Below are 1322 nucleotides of genomic sequence, written 5' to 3'. Positions count from 1 at the left end.
GTTGTTTTGGACCAGCAGCTGTTTGTTGTCTACCGCTGACAAACAAGCTTTTTGAGCCGATGTAATAGTCTGTAGTGGTTGCTGCAACAATTGCAGTGTTATTATTGGTCCACGGGCTTATGGTGGCATTTTCAAATCCACCGTTTGCAATAAGCTGACTGGAGGCTTGAGAAGATGAAAACTCATCAGACGCATAGACCTTCTTTTCGGGATAACCTTCAACAGGAACATCCATCGTAAGAGGAACCTTACCGTTAACACCGAATACCGGCCAATTATTTGACCATGTAACCGGAACAAGATACGGCATACGTCCAATTGCTCCGCTGTCTTTAAACAGCATAGCATACCAGGAGCCAGAAGGAGTATCAACAATTCCCCCCTGTGCAATACCTGAATCATTCAATGACACCTGACCTGTATAGGGTCCTGTCAAGCTACTTGCACGATAGGTTAATTGTGTGCGGTTGCCTCCCGATGGCCAGCATATAAGAAATATATAGTACATTCCCTTGATCTTTTGTATGTGCGCGCCTTCAGCCTTGACTATAAAGCTGGAACCGGCAATATTACTGGCAGCGGAAATAATCACCTGATTAAGTCCCCCTGGCTTGATAGCCTTTGCATCTGCAGTAAGCTCAATAATGCTGATATTATCACTGCCATAAACCAAGAATACACGTCCATTATCAAACAGCAGCGATGCGTCATGATAATAGTTGCCAAGCACTGATGATGTCCATGGACCAGTTTCTATATTGCTGGTTTGATAGATGTATGTTTTGCCGGTAGAATTGGAGCCAAAGGACACATAGTAAATGCCGTTATAATATCTAAGGCTGCTTGCCCACGAGCCTTTTCCATATTCGTTCTGCCCGTTGTTAAGATTTTGTGCGTCATTGTTGGCATACGTATCGTAAACATAATTTACGATTTCCCAATTGACGAGATCATAAGATTTCATGATCGGAACTCCATGATTCATGTGCATGGTCGTGCTAGTCATATAAAAAGTATTATCTACCCTGATAACATCGTTGTCTGGAGAATCAGCATGTATAAACGGATTTGTAAAAGTAGTAGCTGCAAATACAGAAGTATTGGACATCATACTCATGAATAATGGTAAAACTAATAAAAGCACACTTATCCTCCTATACATATTAGAATCGCCCCTAATCTTTGATAGGTTCAAAAGCTTTTTGTTTTAGTTAATTAAATTGTAAATAATCCACATAGGCATCCCAAGTCCCGTTATCGGTGGTTACGATCAGTCTGACCTCTTGATTTCCGGTTACATGGGTGATATTAGACAAGGTTTG

Annotated in this window: 1 protein-coding gene; it reads right to left on the bottom strand. The window is 41.4% G+C overall.

Annotation, left to right across the window (positions count from 1 at the left end; translation table 11 throughout):
• On the bottom strand, positions 1 to 1144 hold a 1144-nt coding region (locus GRP75_RS27145), incomplete at its 3' end, for a family 43 glycosylhydrolase (RefSeq protein WP_337194279.1).
• Positions 1145 to 1322 lie beyond the last annotated feature (178 nt).

The sequence above is a fragment of the Paenibacillus sp. OT2-17 genome, from assembly GCF_009827695.1.
Classification (GTDB): domain Bacteria; phylum Bacillota; class Bacilli; order Paenibacillales; family Paenibacillaceae; genus Paenibacillus; species Paenibacillus polymyxa_B.
Note: the sequence above shows the minus strand (reverse complement) of the source record. Positions and strands in the feature narration are given on the sequence as shown.